The sequence below is a fragment of the Mycobacterium sp. IS-1556 genome (genome assembly GCF_001499985.1).
In the GTDB taxonomy this organism is placed as follows: Bacteria; Actinomycetota; Actinomycetes; order Mycobacteriales; family Mycobacteriaceae; genus Mycobacterium.
The window spans coordinates 223794-238420 of the sequence record NZ_LQIM01000001.1 but is presented as its reverse complement, the minus strand read 5'-3'; the positions used below and the strand labels follow the sequence as shown (position 1 = coordinate 238420).

The window sequence follows — 14627 nt, the reverse complement described above, 5'->3', positions numbered from 1 at the left end:
GGATCCGAAGACGACCGCGAGCGAGGATCGCTGGGCCCACGCCCGAAGGGCAGGGGATGAGGAACGAGCGAGGAGCGGGACGAGCGGGAGTCGAGGCATGACCGACGACAAGATGCTGGCCCGCATCGCCGCCCTGCTGCGTCAGGCCGAGGGCACCGACAACCCGCACGAGGCCGATGCGTTCATGGCCGCCGCGCAGCGGTTGGCGACGGCGACCTCGATCGACCTCGCCGTCGCCCGGTCGCATTCCGAGTTGCGCACCAAGGCGCAGATGCCGGTGCAGCGGACCATCACGATCGGCAACGCGGGCACCAGAGGCCTGCGCACCTTTGCGCAGTTGTTCACGGTGATCGCGCTTGCCAACGACGTGAAGTGCGACGTCGCGTCGAATTCGACGTTCGTCTACGCCTACGGCTTTCCCGAGGACATCGACGCCAGCCACGCGCTCTATGCCAGCCTGGTGATGCAGATGGTCCGCGCTTCGCAGGGCTACATCGCCTCCGGTGCGCATCGGCCGACGCCGACGATCACCGCGCGGATCAACTTCCAGTTGGCGTTCGGCGCGCGCATCGGGCAGCGGCTGGCGCAGGCCCGCGAACAGGCCCGCGACGAGGCCACCAGCAGCCGCGACAGTCGGCCGGGAACCGCGATCGCGTTGCGCGACAAGGATCTCGAGTTACGCGACTTCTACCGCAAATCCTCGGAGGCGCGGGGAACCTGGCGGGCCACCAGCGCGACCGCCGGCTACTCCTCGGCCGCCCGGCGCGCGGGTGACCGGGCCGGGCGCAACGCCAGGCTCGGACCCAGCACCGAACTCGCGGGGGCGCGCTCGGCGCTGGACGGAAGTCGGCGCCGCAGCGCCTCCGGGGAGAAGTGACCGGCCGCGACATCCAACGCGCGAAGGTCTACGCCGCCGAGGAGTTCGTGCGCACACTGTTCGACCGGGCGGCCGAGCACGGCAACCGCGCCGTGCAATTCTTCGGCACCTCGCTCACGCTGCCACCGGAGGCGCGGTTTGCGTCGGTGGAATCGGTGCAGCGCTATGTCGACGACGTGCTGACGTTGGCGGCGGTGCGGCGACGGTGGCCGCACGCGGCGCCGCTGGCCGTGCGGGCCAGACGCGGAGCCGCCGCCGCGCACTACGAAGGCGGCGAGGACGGCGCCGTCATCGCGGTGCCCGAAGTCGGGACCCGCTGGGCGCTGCGTGAGCTGGTCGTTCTGCACGAGGTCGCACATCACCTCTGTACGGTTCCGCCCCCGCACGGGCCCGAATTCGCCGCGACCTTCTGCGACCTCGCCGACGCGGTGATGGGTCCAGAGGTCGCCCACGTGTTGCGCGTGGTATACGCGAAAGAAGGTGTGCGCTAACGGTTTTCGCCGCTGGGGTCGCCGGCGATATCAGCGACGGCGGCGTCGATGCGCTCACGGTCCGCCTCGATTGAGGCGCTGGCCGCGGCGTTGACGTTCTGCAGCGCCTCGTTGAGACGCCGCTGCACGGTCTCGACACCGAGGCGCAGCAGGCCATCCTCGATGAACACGCCCGTCAGGTGGTGGTGACCGTTCAACGTCACCTCGACGGTCCCCGTTTCGTCTGCGGCCGTGAAGGTTTGAGTGCTCATCCGGTGCAGCTGATCGTCCATGATCGACTGCAGCCGCTGCGCTTGCTGCAGCACGGCGGCGACTTCGGGGTGCATCTCATCGGTCACGTGGCGTCCTTGACCCCGCCGCCCCCGCCGCCGTCGCCGACGTCCCTGCGCCGGCGGTTGCCGATGACGGCCTCGGTCCAAGGCCGGTCCTCGGTGTACAGGTCCTCGTCGGGGGCCAACCGCGGATCGCGCCGCTTCTCCTGGCCCTGCTGCGCGCCCGCACCGTGGCCCATCGGCGCCATGCCGCCGCCCATGACCCCGGCGGTGCGGTCCGCCGAGGGGCCCGCCGTCGCGCTGGCCGTGGCCGGCGTCGTCGGCGCGGGCGCCACCGTCTCGGCCGTCACCGGCGCCGACATCGGTGTCGCCGGCATGTCGCCACCGCCACCGCCGGAGCCGCCGCCGGACCCACCGCCACCGGAGGCCGCAGCGGGCCGCAGGCTCGGATCGGTCGGCAGTTTCGGAGTCGACGGTGCGCCACCGGACGGCCCGCTCGGCGTGCCCGCGCCGGCACCACTGCCTCCGGTCGGCGCGCCACCGCCCGAGGGCGCGCCGCCACCGGTGGGGGCACCGCCGCGCGCCCCGCCGCCGGGTTGGCGTTCCGCCGCGGCCGTTCGCGGCTGCCCCTGGGGCGCGGCCGTCGTCTCGGCCATACCCGCGGGATCTCCGCCGGGCCGCCCACCGCCACCGCCGCCGCCGCCGGCCATGGCCGCACCCTCGGCGTCGCCGCGCGACGGCATGGCCGGGCGGACGGGTGAGAACGTCGCATCGCCGGCATATTGCCGGCGCACTTCGTCGGAGCGCTGCTGCAGCTCCTGCATCCGCTTCTGGACCTTCGCCATCTCGTTCTGCGTCGCGACGGAGTTGCTCGGGGTCATCTGCGCGGCGAGCTGGCGCAGCTGCGTTTCCAGCGTGACGTACTCGCTGTGGATACCCGTGTGCTCGCTCTTCGCGTTGTCGTGCGCCTCAAGGACTTTGGCGGCCGATTCGGCCAGCTCCCGCCAGCCTTCGGCGAGCTGCTGAAGCCAGCCGCCGAACTCCGCCATCCGGGCGTAGGCCGCGTCGGCCGCGGCGCCCTCCCAGTCGCCGGCCGGCGGACGCGGCGCGTTGCCTCTGATCCGGGTGGCCGCCACGCTCCACTGCAGCATCGCCGTCTTCAACGACGCGCCGTTGTCCCCGGCGCTCAGGTCGACCTGCGTCTTGTGCACATCGCTGTAGCCGTCGGCGTCGAGGCTCCGCGGCGCTCCGACGGGTGTCGGGAGAGGGGGCGGCGGCGTCGACGGGGCGGGCACCGTGATCGCTTCCACCGCGGCCCGGCGCTCGGGGTCCTCGATCACCCTGCCGTAGGTCTCGTCGACTTTGGTGTAGGCGTCGGCCGCGATCTGCAGCATCTCGGCGATGCGTTGGTTCTCCGCTTCGGCCCACCGCTGGAAGCCGAGCAGCGACTGGGCGTTGTCGTTGAGGTTGGCGACCGCGGCGGCCGACGAGGGCAGCGCGTCGGGCGGCACCACCGCTTCGGCGGCGGGGTTGTGCCAGTTCTGGCTCTGCATCTCGGCGGACTGCCTGGTGAGTTCCACCGGGTCGACCCGCTGTACCTCGCCCATGGCTATCCCTTTGTCCGCATGGCGATCTCAGCCCTCGAGGACCATCTGGTAGCGGCTTTCCTCCCGCGGGTTGATCAGCCGGATCGGGAGCTGGCGGTGACGTGGAGTGTCGATGAAGTTGTCGCGCAAGATGACTCGGCCGACGCCGGCATGCGGGCCGAGGTAGGTCGTCGCGTTGGGCCAGACAACTTTGGCCTCTTCACCGATCCGCGCATTGACGAACCCGGCGAACTCGGTGAACTGCGGCAGCAGGGTGATGACGGCGCCCGCCGCCGCCGAGCGCACGATGAACTGGGTGAACAGTCGCGCATCGCCGAGGTTGATGCTCACGTCGACATCATCGAACGGCATGTAGACCGGGTAGCGGTCGGCGGTCTCGCCGACCAGCACCCCGGCCGATCCGATCGGGAGTTCGTAGTGGCGGTCATTGACCGGGCTGATGCCGTACAGCGCCGCCCGCTGACCACCGAACAGGCACGAAAAGCCCCGCGGCGTCGTGGGGTTGGCCAACGTCGTCAACAGCACCGTCGACGTGGGGGCTTCTCCGGGCCGGATCCGGACCCTGGTGATCGTGTGGTCGGCGCGTGCCGACCACCACACATCTGGACCGCCGGGTGCGCTGTAGGCGGCGGTGAACGTGCTGCGCCCCTTGATCGCCGACCACATCTCGCGCTCGAAGCTGATCTCGGTGGCCCGGTCGAGGTCGTCGAAGCTGCGCGCCGGGCGAGCGTCGATTCCGTTGCCGGCCAACTGGTCTGCGATTCGCGTCGCCGAAGCCACCAGGTAGCGGGCCAGTCCCGCGACGCCGGAGTCGCGGCGCTGCGACGACTTGCGGGTGGTCTCCGGGTCGGCCCGCAACACGATCCATGTCCGCCGATTGGCCGGTGCCGGATAGGGGCCGACCACCTGCTCGTACAGCGAAACCAGCGTCGCCGGAGCGGTTTTGCCTACCCGGTAGCCCGAGGACACCACGTCGGCTTGGAGATCCGGGCAGTGCGCCGCGACGAGTTGCTCGACCAGCCGGGTGTCGAGAACGTCGTCGGTGAACGCCGCCCCGTTGACGATCACCGTCGGGGTGAAAGGGCGGGGCACCAACTCGATGGCCGACACCAGGTACTCGTCCTGCCACCGCACCGCGACGTGGTCACCCGGCATCACCGTGGCGCCCACCGCGGGCTCCGACGGCCGCGTCGGCACATTGCGGTGCCGCCGGCGCCAGGCGAACACCGCCGCGACCCATCCGGTGACCCGTCGACCGCGGATCGTCACCACGGAACCGAGCGCGATCAGCACCGCGAGCGTGATCCCGAGCCAGAGCAGGTCCAGGCTGGCGAACAAGAGAATGCCGGCCGGGATCAGCGCCGCCGCCCAGATCATGTGGCCCGTCGTGAACCGCAGCCCGAAGATGCCGAGGATCTTGTTCATCGGCGCCTCAGTGCGCGACGAGCCAGGGCGCCGAGACCCAGGACCGCCGCGAGCACGGCCCCCGCAATGACGACCGCGGTGATCGGGCCGCGATCCGGCGGAGGGGTGAACACCGGCGGCGGGATCTCCTTGACCTTGTACGGCGCACGTTCCGGGCCCGCGGGCACGTCCCACGTCAGTGCCGCGACCGGGTCGATGGGCCCGGCGCCGACGTAGTTGTCGGCGCCCCCACCGGGGTGGCGCGCCGTGGCGGTGATGCGGTTGATGATCTGGGCCGGCGTCAGTGCCGGGAAGCGTTGTTTGAGCAGCGCGGCCAATCCGGAGACGTAAGCCGCCGCGAACGATGTCCCGCTGATGGGGATCGGACCGTCCTGGCCGTGCAACGCGTTGACCGGATTGCCGTCATAGCCGAGCGCGATCAAATTCTCGGCCGGGGCGGCGGCGCCCACCCAGGGACCCGACATCGAGAACGAGCTCGGCTGGCCGGTCGGACCGATGCCGCCGACGGTCAGCACGAGCGGCGAGTACCACGCCGGGCTGACGATCGTCTGCACCTGCTTCCAGCCGCGCGGATCCGCCGGGACCGCCGGGTCCGGCGGCGGGTTCTGTGCGCAATCCTGACCGGTGTTGCCCGCGGCGACGATGACGACCGCACCCTTGACGTTGACCGCGTAGTTGATCGCGGCGCCGAGGCCGGTCTCGTTGATCGGGCGGGTGACCTTGTAGCACGCGGCTTCGCTGATGTTGATGACCTGCGCGCCGAGGTTCGCCGCGTGCACCACCGCCCGGGCCAGGCTGCGCAGCGACCCGGCGGTCTGCGTGGTGTTGGGATCGTTGGGGTCCTGGCGCGAGCCGACCGGTTGGAACGCCTCGGAGGTCTGCCGCAGCGACAGGATGCGGGCATCGGGTGCGACGCCGACGAATCCGTCCGTCGGCCCGGCCCGTCCCGCGATGATCGACGCGGTCAGCGTGCCGTGGGCGTCACAGTCCGACATCCCGTTGCCGGCCTGGTCGACGAAGTCTCCGCCGGGTTCGGCAGGCACCCGCGGTGAGCCGATGACACCGGTGTCGATCACCGCGACGGTGACGCCCGCACCGGTCGCGAACTTCCGCGCCTCCGACAGCCGCAGATAGTCATTTGCCCACGGCCGGTCGACGAAATTCGAGTTGGGAAACGTCGTCGGCGCCGAGCAGACGCGACGCTGTTCCATCGGCTGGTCGGGCCCGGTCTGATCGGGTGGCACGGCCGCGGGATCGATAGCCGGTGGCTCGATCGCGGTGGCCGCGGGGGCGCTGAACAAGGCCAGCAGCAGCGCCGCCATCAGCGCGACGACGCGCGCGAAGATGCGCTGCACGCGCTACGCACCTCCCTGGCACGAGGACCGCCGGGCAGTGTGCTGGAAGTTGCGGAGCAAACTGCGCACCGCCCACTGAGCGGCGCAAACTCTCACGTCACGCCAATCGGCCGATTGCACGCAGCCAATCTTAAGGGGCGGTCGGGGTGGGTCATTGCGCTATCTGTCCCCGGTGGCCGGCCCGCGCCGGCGCCGAGGGGACCTGTCGTGCTGCGACCCTCGTCAGGGGACGGCGGTGTCCAAGCCGTCGATGTCGAGGGTGATCGCGCCGGCCGGATCGGCGCGGAACTTTCCGCTGCCGGCCGCGTTGGCCAACCCGCCGGTGCCGGATGCGATCCGCACGTCGGCGCTGGCGACACCATCGCTATAGGAGCCGTCGTGCAACAACACGAGGCTGCCCGGGTTGCCGCCGATGGTGCCCGTGATGTGCTCGATGCCCACGAACAGCGCGCTCTTGTCTGGCGCGTAGGCCAACAGCCACTTCGTCGTCGACGTGCCCTTGATGTCGCCGTTGTAGCGTTTGGCGACCAGGGCCTCGGTCAGTTTGGTGGCGTCGTCGCCGTCCTCGAATGGCGTCTCATCCCAGCTGCCGATCTCGAAAGTCGCCTCGATATGTCTACTCATGGGGGGCGGATACCCGATCGGCGGGCCGGGTGAACCGAGAGGCCGACAGGCGGGGCCGCCAGCCACTGTGATAGTCAAGGCATCACGGTCGCGTTGCGTCCGATAGCAGGTCAAACTATAGTCTGGACACATGTCCAGAAGGTTCGGAGTTGTTGCGTGACACGATTCGTCCAGCTCACCGGCCCTGGATATATCCGCTTTAGTGCATCGGCGTGAGTTGAAGATGCGCATCGCCCTGTTGTCGTACCGGAGCAAGACCCACTGTGGTGGGCAAGGCGTGTACGTCCGCTACCTCAGCCGCGGTCTCGCCGACCTGGGCCACGACGTCGAGGTGTTCTCCGGTCAGCCCTATCCGGAAGACCTCGACCCCCGGGTCCGGCTGACCGAGGTGCCGAGCCTGGATCTGTACCGCGAACCCGATCCGTTCCGCATTCCGTGGCCGACCGAGATCAAGACCTCCATCGACCTACTCGAGCTGTTGACCACCTGGACGGCGGGCTTCCCGGAGCCGCGCACGTTCAGCCTGCGCGCCGCTCGCGTGCTGGCCGAGCGCCGCGACGAGTTCGATGTGGTGCACGACAACCAGTGCCTCGGCACCGGCTTACGCAAAATCGCTGCCCTCGGGCTTCCGGTGGTGGCCACGGTGCATCATCCGATCACCCGCGACAAGGTGGTCGACATCGCCGCCGCCAAGTGGTGGCGCAAGCCGCTGGTGCGACGGTGGTACGGCTTCGCCGAGATGCAGAAGCAGGTCGCCTGCGAGATCCCCGAACTGCTCACGGTGTCATCGACCTCGGCGGCCGACATCTCCGAGGACTTCGGTGTTGCGCCGGATCAGTTGCACGTCGTGCCGCTGGGGGTGGACACGGCGATGTTCAAACCGGCCGAACAGCGCGTGCGCAACCGGATCATCGCGATCGCCAGCGCCGATGTGCCGCTCAAGGGGGTCCGGCACCTGCTGCACGCGGTCGCGCGGTTACGCGTCGAGCGCGACCTCGAACTGCAGCTGGTCGCCAAGCTCGAACCGAACGGCCCGACCGAGAAGCTCATCGCCGAACTCGGCATCTCCGACATCGTGCACAGCTCGAGCGGGCTGTCCGACCGGGAGTTGGCCGACCTGCTCGCCTCGGCCGAAGTGGCCTGCATCCCTTCGCTTTACGAAGGCTTCTCGCTACCTGCCGTGGAAGCGATGGCCAGCGGTACACCGATCGTCGCCAGCCGTGCCGGTGCGTTGCCGGAGGTGGTCGGCGCCGACGGCGAATGCGCCCGGCTGGTGCGGCCCGCAGACGTCGAGGAGCTGACCGCGGTGCTCGGCGACCTGCTCGATTCCCCGCGCGAACTGGCCCGCCTCGGCGCCAACGGACGCAAGCGCGCGCTCGAGGTGTTCAGTTGGCAATCCGTTGCGGCGCAGACGGTTGCGGTGTACGAGCAGGCTCGGAACCGGGTCGGCGCATGCTGACGGTGGACTTCGACCGCCTCGGGGTGGGCGCGGGCACGAAGGTGATCGACGTGGGCTGCGGCGCCGGCCGGCACAGCTTCGAGGCGTACCGGCGCGGCGCGGACGTCGTGGCCTTCGACCAGAACGCGGCCGACCTCAACGACGTCGACGAGATCCTGACCGCAATGCGCGAGCAGGGCGAGGCGCCGCCGACGGCGAAGGCCGAGGCGGTCAAGGGCGATGCGCTCGATCTGCCCTATACCGACGGCACTTTCGACTGCGTGATCGCCTCGGAAATTCTCGAGCACGTGCCCGAGGACGAGAAGGTGATCGCCGAACTGGTCCGGGTGCTCAAGCCGGGCGGAACGCTGGCGATCACGGTGCCCCGCTGGCTTCCGGAGAAGCTCTGCTGGGTGCTCTCCGACGAATACCACGCCAACGAGGGCGGGCATGTGCGCATCTATCACGCCGACCGCCTACGCGACAAGGTGCTCGCCCACGGCCTGCGACTCGAGCACACCCACCACGCGCACGCCCTGCACGCCCCGTATTGGTGGCTGAAATGTGCAGTGGGAACCGATAATTCGGATCACGTCGCGGTCAAGGCGTACCACCGCATGCTGGTGTGGGACATGATGAGCCGGCCGTGGCTGACCCGGACGGCCGAGTCGCTGTTGAACCCGCTGATCGGCAAGAGTGTCGCGCTGTACTTCGACAAACCGGCGGTCGTCGGTGCTGATACCTAAACTCGACGGCGTTCCCGGCGTCCCGGGTGTCTTGACGCCCGAGCAGTGCCGGCAGACCGCGAAGTCGATTGCGGCGACACAGGAATCCTCGGGCGCGCTTCCGTGGTTCGACGGTGGCCACACCGATCCCTGGGACCACATCGAGAACGCGATGGCGCTGACCGCCGCCGGTCTGCTGGAACCGGCGCGCGCTGCATTCGAGTGGTCGCGCACGACCCAGCGGCCCGACGGATCCTGGCCCATCCAGTTGCGCAACGGCGTCATCGAAGATGCCAACAGCGACAGCAACTTCTGCGCCTACATCGCGACAGGCGTCTGGCACCACGTGCTGACCACCGGCGACCGCCGATTTGCCGAGACGATGTGGCCGGTGGTCGCCAAGGCCATCGACTTCGTCCTCGGCATGCAGCTCGAAGGTGGTGAGATCGCCTGGGCGAGAAGCCCTTCGGCGATCGAGCCCGACGCGTTGTTGACCGGGTGCGCGAGCATCTACCACAGCATCCGGTGCGCGTTGGCGCTCGCGGACTACTTCGACGACCCGCAGCCCGAATGGGAGGTGGCCGTCGGCCGGCTCGGCCATGCGATAGCCCACCACCCCGAGGCGTTCACGGTGAAGGACCGCTGGTCGATGGAGTGGTACTACCCGGTGCTCGGCGGCGCCGTGCGCGGTGCGGCGGCGACGGCTCGCATCGACGAACGGTGGCACGACTTCGTGGTACCCGGCCTCGGGATCCGCTGTGTCGACGACCGGCCGTGGGTGACCGGCGCCGAAACCTGCGAGCTCGTCCTGGCTTTGGATGCGATGGGGGACACGGTCCGCGCTCGTGAACAGTTCGCCGCAATGCACCATCTACGCGAGGACGACGGTTCCTACTGGACGGGCCTGGTGTTCGCCGACGGCAAGCGCTGGCCGGAGGAACGCACGACGTGGACCGGTGCTGCGATGATCCTCGCCGCCGATGCGCTGTCCTGCACCACGGCGGCCAGCGGCCTTTTCCGGGGCGACGACCTACCCCGCGGCCTCGAGGGCGAATACGACTGCGAGTGCGCGACGAGCGACCGCTGACTACAGCGGCTCGCCGACCACGCCTTGTGTCCGCTCCAGCACCCGCATGGATCCGGTTGCCGAGACTTCGCGGAAGTTGTTGCCGTCCAAGGCCCGCCGGTAGATGTGGAATGGCGCCTGCCCGCCTTCCTCGGGGCCGGGGAAGACGTCGTGGATGACGAGCGCGCCGCCCACCTCCACCCACTTCGCCCAGCCGGCGAAGTCGCGCTGCGCGGCCTCCTCGGTGTGGCCGCCGTCGATGAACAACAGGCGCAACGGCGTTCGCCAACCGCGCGCGACGACCGGTGACCTGCCGACCACCGCGACGACGTGGTCGTCCAGGCCTGCGGCGTCCAGCGTGTGCCGCGCCGTCGGCAACGTGTCGAACAGGCCGGTGACCGCATCGACCATCGAGGCGTCGTGATACTCCCAACCGGGCTGGTGTTCCTCGGAACCGTGGTGGTGGTCGACGGTGTAGAGCACGCCGCCGGTCTGCTGTGCGGCCGCGCCGAGTAGCACGGTCGACTTGCCGCAGTAGGTTCCGATCTCGACGCCGATGCCGTCGCCGAGATACTTCACGGCCGCATCGAACAGGGCGCGGCCCTCGTCGGCGGGCATGAAACCGGTCACCTGCTCGGCCAGGGCGAAGAGTTCATCGGTGGTACGCATCGTTGTCAATCTATCCGGCGCCGGCACGACGATTCATTGCTGGTGCCGGTTCGTTGTAGTAGCGTCCGGACATGTGTCCGACACGGCCCTGGAGTCGACCCGGCGCCGTCTGACCGCCAAGCAGGCGGACACCGTGGACCGCCTCGGCCGGGCCGCGGTCGAACTCCTCGGCCGCGAGGGCTTCGCTGGTCTCACCGTGCGCCGGGTGGCCGCCGACGCGGGCGTCGGGGCGGCCACCGCCTACACCTACTTCTCCTCCAAGGAGCACCTCGTCGCCGAGGTGTTCTGGCGACGGCTTTCGGCGTCGCCGCCGGCCGCGCACGAGTCGGACGATCCCGCCGCCCGCGTCATCGAGGTGCTGCGGCACATCTCGCTGCTGGTCGCCGATGAACCCGAGTTCGCCGGCGCGGTGACGACCGCGCTGTTGGGCCGCGACCCCGACGTCGAGGTGCTGCGGCTGCGCATCGGCCGCGAGATCCGCGCCCGACTGGCCGCGGCGCTGGGCTCCGACGTCGATGCCGACGTCATCGACTCGCTCGAGATGCTGTACTCCGGCGCGCTGGTCCGCGCAGGCATGGGCTACGCGTCGTACACCGAGATCGCGGAGCGGCTGGAGAAATCCGCGCGGTTGATCCTGAGCTGACCGTCAGCGCGAGCCGAGAATCGCCTCGGACGCGGTGATCGCGGGCTCGACGATCCCCCGCAGGTCGCGGCCGTCCTCGACGAACAACGCGGTCAGCTCGCGCAGGCCGCCCAGCAGGATTAGCGCCAGCGGCCGCGAGATCGCGGGCAGTTGCGCACGCAGAAACCCGGGGCTGCCGCTGAGATCGACGAGCATGTCGGTCAGGTGCTCCATGGCCAGCCGATGCAACGGCTGGGCGGCGATGCCCAGCGCGGGCGCCTCGCGGATCCAGGTCAGCGTGATCGCCGGACGCGCCGCGATGTGGTCGACGTACGCGGTCACCGCCTGCCGAATCTGGTCATGCCAGTCATCTTCCGGCCGTGTCGCCGCCCGGATGCTCGCGATCAGATCCTCGTTGTTGCGGCGCAGCAACTCGATCAGGCATTCGGCCTTGCTCGGAAACTGCTCGTAGAAGGTCCGCTTGGAGGTGCGGGCGTGCCGCACGATGTCGGCCACCGTGGTGTCGCGGTAGCCGCGCTCGTTGATGGAGGCGGCCAGGCCGTCGAGAACGCGATCGCGGAACGGGTCGGCGACGGTGGTAGCGCCGTTGTCGAGCGCTGACGTCATCTCGCCTCCAGACCCTTGCGACAACTGGTACCAACCGGTACCGTACATCACACACCCGCGGTACATCGTAGTACCGAGATATGGCTGGGAGCGTCATGAGCGAAGTCACGGTCATCAAGGGCACAGCAACGCCCGCCGAAGCCACGCCGTCCCGCGCGGTCAGGCTGCCGCCGCAGGCAAAGATCCCCAAGCCCGTACTGGGCGCCGCATTCTCCATCTCACGGCGGTGGACCGTCGCCCAGATCGCCCGCCGCTACGGGCCCGTGTTCACGCTGAACCTTCCGGTGTTCGGGCGCACGGTCGTCATCGGCGACCCACAGCTGGCCAAGCAGCTGTGCATGGCCAACACCGACGACGTCGGCAACATCCAGCCGAATCTGTCCCGGGTGCTCGGGCCCGGCTCGGTGTTCGCGCTCGACGGAGCTGAGCACCGCCGTCGCCGCCGGCTGCTGACCCCGCCGTTCCACGGCAAGAGCATCAAGAACTACGAGCGCATCTTCGAAGAGGAGACACTGCGGGAATCGGCGAACTGGCCGACGGGGCAAGCGTTTCCGAGCCTCGAGCCGATGATGCGGATCACGCTCAATGCGATTCTGCGCGCCGTGTTCGGTGCCGACGGTGAACACCTCGACGAACTGCGCCGCATCATCCCGCCCTGGGTGACGCTCGGTTCCCGGGTGTCGACGCTGCCCACCCCGTCGCGAACCTACGGCCGGTTCAGCCCGTGGGGCCGGCTGGCCGAATATCGCAGACAGTACGACGCGGTCATCGACAAGCTGATCGACTGGGTCACCGCCGACCCGAACTTCGAGAGCCGCGACGATGTGCTGGCACTGCTGCTGCGCAGCACGTACGAAGACGGTACGGCGATGTCGCGCAACGATATCGGCGACGAGTTGCTGACCCTGCTGGCTGCGGGGCACGAGACCACCGCGTCAACCCTGGCATGGGCCTTCGAGCGGATCACCCGGCATCCGGAGGTACTGACGAAGCTGGTCGACGAAGCCGGCACCGGCGACAACGAGTACCGGCAGGCCACCATCCTGGAGGTGCAGCGGGCCCGGACGGTCATCGACTTCGCGGGCAGGCACGTCTACTCGCCGACATTCGAAATCGGTGATTGGGTTGTACCGCAGGGGTATTCGATGCTGGCCAGCATTTCGCTGATGCACGACCGTGGCGAGGAATTCCCCGGCCCCGATCGCTTCGATCCGCAGCGCTTCCTCGATGGCCGGCCCCCGACGTTCGCGTTCATCCCGTTCGGCGGGGGCACCAGGCGCTGCGTCGGCGCCGTGTTCGCCAATGTCGAGATGGACGTGGTGCTACGGACGGTGCTGCGCCACTTCGTGATCGACACCACCACGGCTCCCGCGGAGAAGGTGCACTCCCGCGGTGTGGCCTACACCCCGAAGGACGGCGGCCGCATCGTGGTGCACCGCCGAGAGACGCCGCTCGCCTAGGAGGAACCGATGACGAACGCCGCCGTAGCCAAGCAGGACGCAGCGGTCGCACCCGGCAGGACGCCCCCGGCGGTGCCGCTACCCAAGCCCGTTCAGCTGGTGCTCATGGCGGCGTTCCGCCGCTGGTATCTGGCCAAGGCCATCAAGCGGTACGGGCAGGTGTTCGCGATCAATGTGCCGTTCTTCGGTCGCAGCGTGGTGGTCGCCGATCCCGCGCTGCTGCGGCAGGTCTACCTCGCGAGCACCGACGACCTGATCAACGTGCAACCGAACCTCAGCCGGATCTTCGGTCCCGGTTCGGTTTTCGCCCTCGACGGTGTCGAGCACCGTAAGCGCCGCAAGCTGCTCGCCCCACCGTTTCACGGTCAGAGCATCAAGAACTACGAGAAGATCATCGAGGAGGAGACACTCCGCGAGACGGCGACCTGGCCCGAAGGCGTCGAGTTCCCCACCCTCGAGCCGATGAACAGGATCACGCTGAACGTCATCCTGCGCACGGTGTTCGGGGCCGACGGAGCCGAACTCGACTTTCTGCGAGAGATCATCCCGCCGTGGGCCAAGCTGGGCTCCCGCATGGCGACCCTGCCCGAACCGCCGTTCAGCACCGGACGGTTCAGTCCGTGGGGACGGCTGGCGACCTTCCGCCGCCACTTCGACCGCACCGTCTTCGCGTTGATCGACAAGGCCGAAGCCGATCCCGCGCGTGATGAGCGCACCGACATCCTGGCGCTGTTGCTGCGCAGCACCTACGAGGACGGCACGCCGATGTCGCGCCAGGACGTCTCCGACGAACTGCTCACGCTGTTGGGGGCCGGCCACGAAACGACCGCATCGACGCTGGGCTGGGCCTTCGAGCGGCTGCGCCGTCATCCCGAGGTGCTCGCCGAGCTGGTCAGGGAGAACGACGAGGGTGGCAACGAGTACCGCCAGGCGTTCATCAACGAACTGCAACGCAACCGCACCGTCATCGACTTCTCCGGACGCCACGTCGCCGCACCGCATTTCGACCTCGGCGAATGGCGGATTCCGCACGGCTACACCGTGATGGTGGCGCTGGCGAACATCCACGCCAACGCCGAGGTCTTCCCCGACCCCGAGCGCTTCGACCCGAACCGCTTCCTGGGGAAGCGACCACCGACGGCGTGGGTGCCTTTCGGTGGCGGCACCCGCCGGTGCATCGGGGCGGCGTTCGCCAACGTCGAAATGGACGTCGTGCTACGAACGGTGCTGCGACACTTCGTGATCGAGACCGACCGCGCCCCCGATGAGAAGGTGCACTTCCGCGGGATCGCGTTCACGCCGAAGGACGGCGGCCGGGTCGTGGTGCGACACCGGACTTAGCGCGAGCTGGGGCCACGGCTGCTCGGCG

Annotated in this window: 15 protein-coding genes; 8 read left to right on the top strand and 7 right to left on the bottom strand. The window is 69.1% G+C overall.

The features are described from left to right. Positions 1 to 97 precede the first annotated feature (97 nt). Together AU187_RS01160 and AU187_RS01155 are read left to right on the top strand one after the other, a co-directional pair. Positions 98 to 877 carry a DUF2786 domain-containing protein gene (locus tag AU187_RS01160; RefSeq protein WP_059100641.1) on the top strand — a complete coding sequence of 260 codons (780 nt, stop codon included), beginning with the start codon at positions 98 to 100 and terminating at the stop codon, positions 875 to 877. After that, complete coding sequence (locus AU187_RS01155; RefSeq protein ID WP_059100642.1) at positions 874 to 1368, top strand: TIGR04338 family metallohydrolase; 495 nt, start codon at positions 874 to 876, stop codon at positions 1366 to 1368. The genes AU187_RS01160 and AU187_RS01155 overlap by 4 nt, the downstream gene beginning before the upstream one ends. Here AU187_RS01155 and AU187_RS01150 read toward each other — a convergent pair. The 5 genes from AU187_RS01150 to AU187_RS01130 form a co-directional block, all read right to left on the bottom strand. Continuing rightward, positions 1365 to 1706: a YbaB/EbfC family nucleoid-associated protein gene (locus AU187_RS01150; RefSeq protein ID WP_059100643.1), complete on the bottom strand. Its 342-nt coding sequence runs from the start codon at positions 1704 to 1706 to the stop codon at positions 1365 to 1367. The genes AU187_RS01155 and AU187_RS01150 overlap by 4 nt on opposite strands. Next, entirely contained in the window at positions 1703 to 3247 is a 1545-nt protein-coding gene (locus AU187_RS01145; protein ID WP_059100644.1) for a PPE domain-containing protein, read from the bottom strand. Before AU187_RS01145 ends, AU187_RS01150 begins: the two co-directional genes overlap by 4 nt. A 27-nt stretch (positions 3248 to 3274) precedes the next feature. Beyond that, the gene (gene eccE / locus AU187_RS01140; protein ID WP_059100645.1) at positions 3275 to 4672 is read right to left on the bottom strand and encodes a type VII secretion protein EccE; all 1398 of its coding nucleotides are present in this window, start codon (positions 4670 to 4672) and stop codon (positions 3275 to 3277) included. Beyond that, positions 4669 to 6027: a type VII secretion-associated serine protease mycosin gene (gene mycP, locus AU187_RS01135; protein WP_502687721.1), complete on the bottom strand. Its 1359-nt coding sequence runs from the start codon at positions 6025 to 6027 to the stop codon at positions 4669 to 4671. Before mycP ends, eccE begins: the two co-directional genes overlap by 4 nt. A 222-nt stretch (positions 6028 to 6249) precedes the next feature. After that, positions 6250 to 6651: a DUF3224 domain-containing protein gene (locus tag AU187_RS01130; protein WP_059100646.1), complete on the bottom strand. Its 402-nt coding sequence runs from the start codon at positions 6649 to 6651 to the stop codon at positions 6250 to 6252. A gap of 223 nt (positions 6652 to 6874) precedes the next feature. On the opposite strand from AU187_RS01130, the gene manT reads away from it, so the two are divergent. The 3 genes from manT to mmpH are packed head-to-tail and all read left to right on the top strand — an operon-like array spanning position 6875 to position 9901. Beyond that, positions 6875 to 8110 carry an MMP alpha-(1->4)-mannosyltransferase gene (gene manT, locus AU187_RS01125; RefSeq protein WP_059100784.1) on the top strand — a complete coding sequence of 412 codons (1236 nt, stop codon included), beginning with the start codon at positions 6875 to 6877 and terminating at the stop codon, positions 8108 to 8110. Then, the gene (locus tag AU187_RS01120) at positions 8104 to 8835 is read left to right on the top strand and encodes a class I SAM-dependent methyltransferase (protein WP_059100785.1); all 732 of its coding nucleotides are present in this window, start codon (positions 8104 to 8106) and stop codon (positions 8833 to 8835) included. The genes manT and AU187_RS01120 overlap by 7 nt, the downstream gene beginning before the upstream one ends. Beyond that, positions 8822 to 9901 (top strand): MMP endo-(1,4)-3-O-methyl-alpha-D-mannosidase, encoded by a 1080-nt coding sequence (gene mmpH, locus AU187_RS01115; protein ID WP_059100647.1) that lies wholly within the window; start codon positions 8822 to 8824, stop codon positions 9899 to 9901. Before AU187_RS01120 ends, mmpH begins: the two co-directional genes overlap by 14 nt. Here the strand turns inward: mmpH and AU187_RS01110 are convergent, their stop codons facing one another. Next, a complete protein-coding gene (locus AU187_RS01110; protein ID WP_082683694.1) occupies positions 9902 to 10549 on the bottom strand; it encodes a class I SAM-dependent methyltransferase in 648 nt (215 codons plus the stop codon). Between the two features lie 73 nt (positions 10550 to 10622). Between AU187_RS01110 and AU187_RS01105 the strand changes: the two genes are divergently transcribed. Further along, positions 10623 to 11192, top strand: coding sequence for a TetR/AcrR family transcriptional regulator (locus AU187_RS01105; protein WP_059100649.1), 570 nt, complete (start codon positions 10623 to 10625; stop codon positions 11190 to 11192). A 3-nt stretch (positions 11193 to 11195) separates the two neighbouring features. Here the strand turns inward: AU187_RS01105 and AU187_RS01100 are convergent, their stop codons facing one another. Continuing rightward, complete coding sequence (locus AU187_RS01100; RefSeq protein ID WP_059100786.1) at positions 11196 to 11798, bottom strand: TetR/AcrR family transcriptional regulator; 603 nt, start codon at positions 11796 to 11798, stop codon at positions 11196 to 11198. A 95-nt stretch (positions 11799 to 11893) separates the two neighbouring features. Between AU187_RS01100 and AU187_RS01095 the strand changes: the two genes are divergently transcribed. Together AU187_RS01095 and AU187_RS01090 are read left to right on the top strand one after the other, a co-directional pair. Then, positions 11894 to 13258 (top strand): cytochrome P450, encoded by a 1365-nt coding sequence (locus AU187_RS01095; RefSeq protein WP_059100650.1) that lies wholly within the window; start codon positions 11894 to 11896, stop codon positions 13256 to 13258. 9 nt (positions 13259 to 13267) lie between these two features. Continuing rightward, the gene (locus tag AU187_RS01090) at positions 13268 to 14599 is read left to right on the top strand and encodes a cytochrome P450 (protein ID WP_059100651.1); all 1332 of its coding nucleotides are present in this window, start codon (positions 13268 to 13270) and stop codon (positions 14597 to 14599) included. Positions 14600 to 14627 lie beyond the last annotated feature (28 nt).

Excerpts from the sequence above, each read along its gene's own strand:
- AU187_RS01095 (WP_059100650.1), top strand. The coding sequence starts at position 11,894 with ATGAGCGAAGTCACGGTCATCAAGGGCACAGCAACGCCCGCCGAAGCC.
- manT (WP_059100784.1), top strand. The coding sequence starts at position 6,875 with ATGCGCATCGCCCTGTTGTCGTACCGGAGCAAGACCCACTGTGGTGGG.
- AU187_RS01160 (WP_059100641.1), top strand. The coding sequence starts at position 98 with ATGACCGACGACAAGATGCTGGCCCGCATCGCCGCCCTGCTGCGTCAG.
- eccE (WP_059100645.1), bottom strand. The coding sequence starts at position 4,672 with ATGAACAAGATCCTCGGCATCTTCGGGCTGCGGTTCACGACGGGCCAC.
- AU187_RS01130 (WP_059100646.1), bottom strand. The coding sequence starts at position 6,651 with ATGAGTAGACATATCGAGGCGACTTTCGAGATCGGCAGCTGGGATGAG.
- AU187_RS01090 (WP_059100651.1), top strand. The coding sequence starts at position 13,268 with ATGACGAACGCCGCCGTAGCCAAGCAGGACGCAGCGGTCGCACCCGGC.
- AU187_RS01120 (WP_059100785.1), top strand. The coding sequence starts at position 8,104 with ATGCTGACGGTGGACTTCGACCGCCTCGGGGTGGGCGCGGGCACGAAG.
- AU187_RS01110 (WP_082683694.1), bottom strand. The coding sequence starts at position 10,549 with ATGCGTACCACCGATGAACTCTTCGCCCTGGCCGAGCAGGTGACCGGT.
- AU187_RS01100 (WP_059100786.1), bottom strand. The coding sequence starts at position 11,798 with ATGACGTCAGCGCTCGACAACGGCGCTACCACCGTCGCCGACCCGTTC.
- AU187_RS01145 (WP_059100644.1), bottom strand. The coding sequence starts at position 3,247 with ATGGGCGAGGTACAGCGGGTCGACCCGGTGGAACTCACCAGGCAGTCC.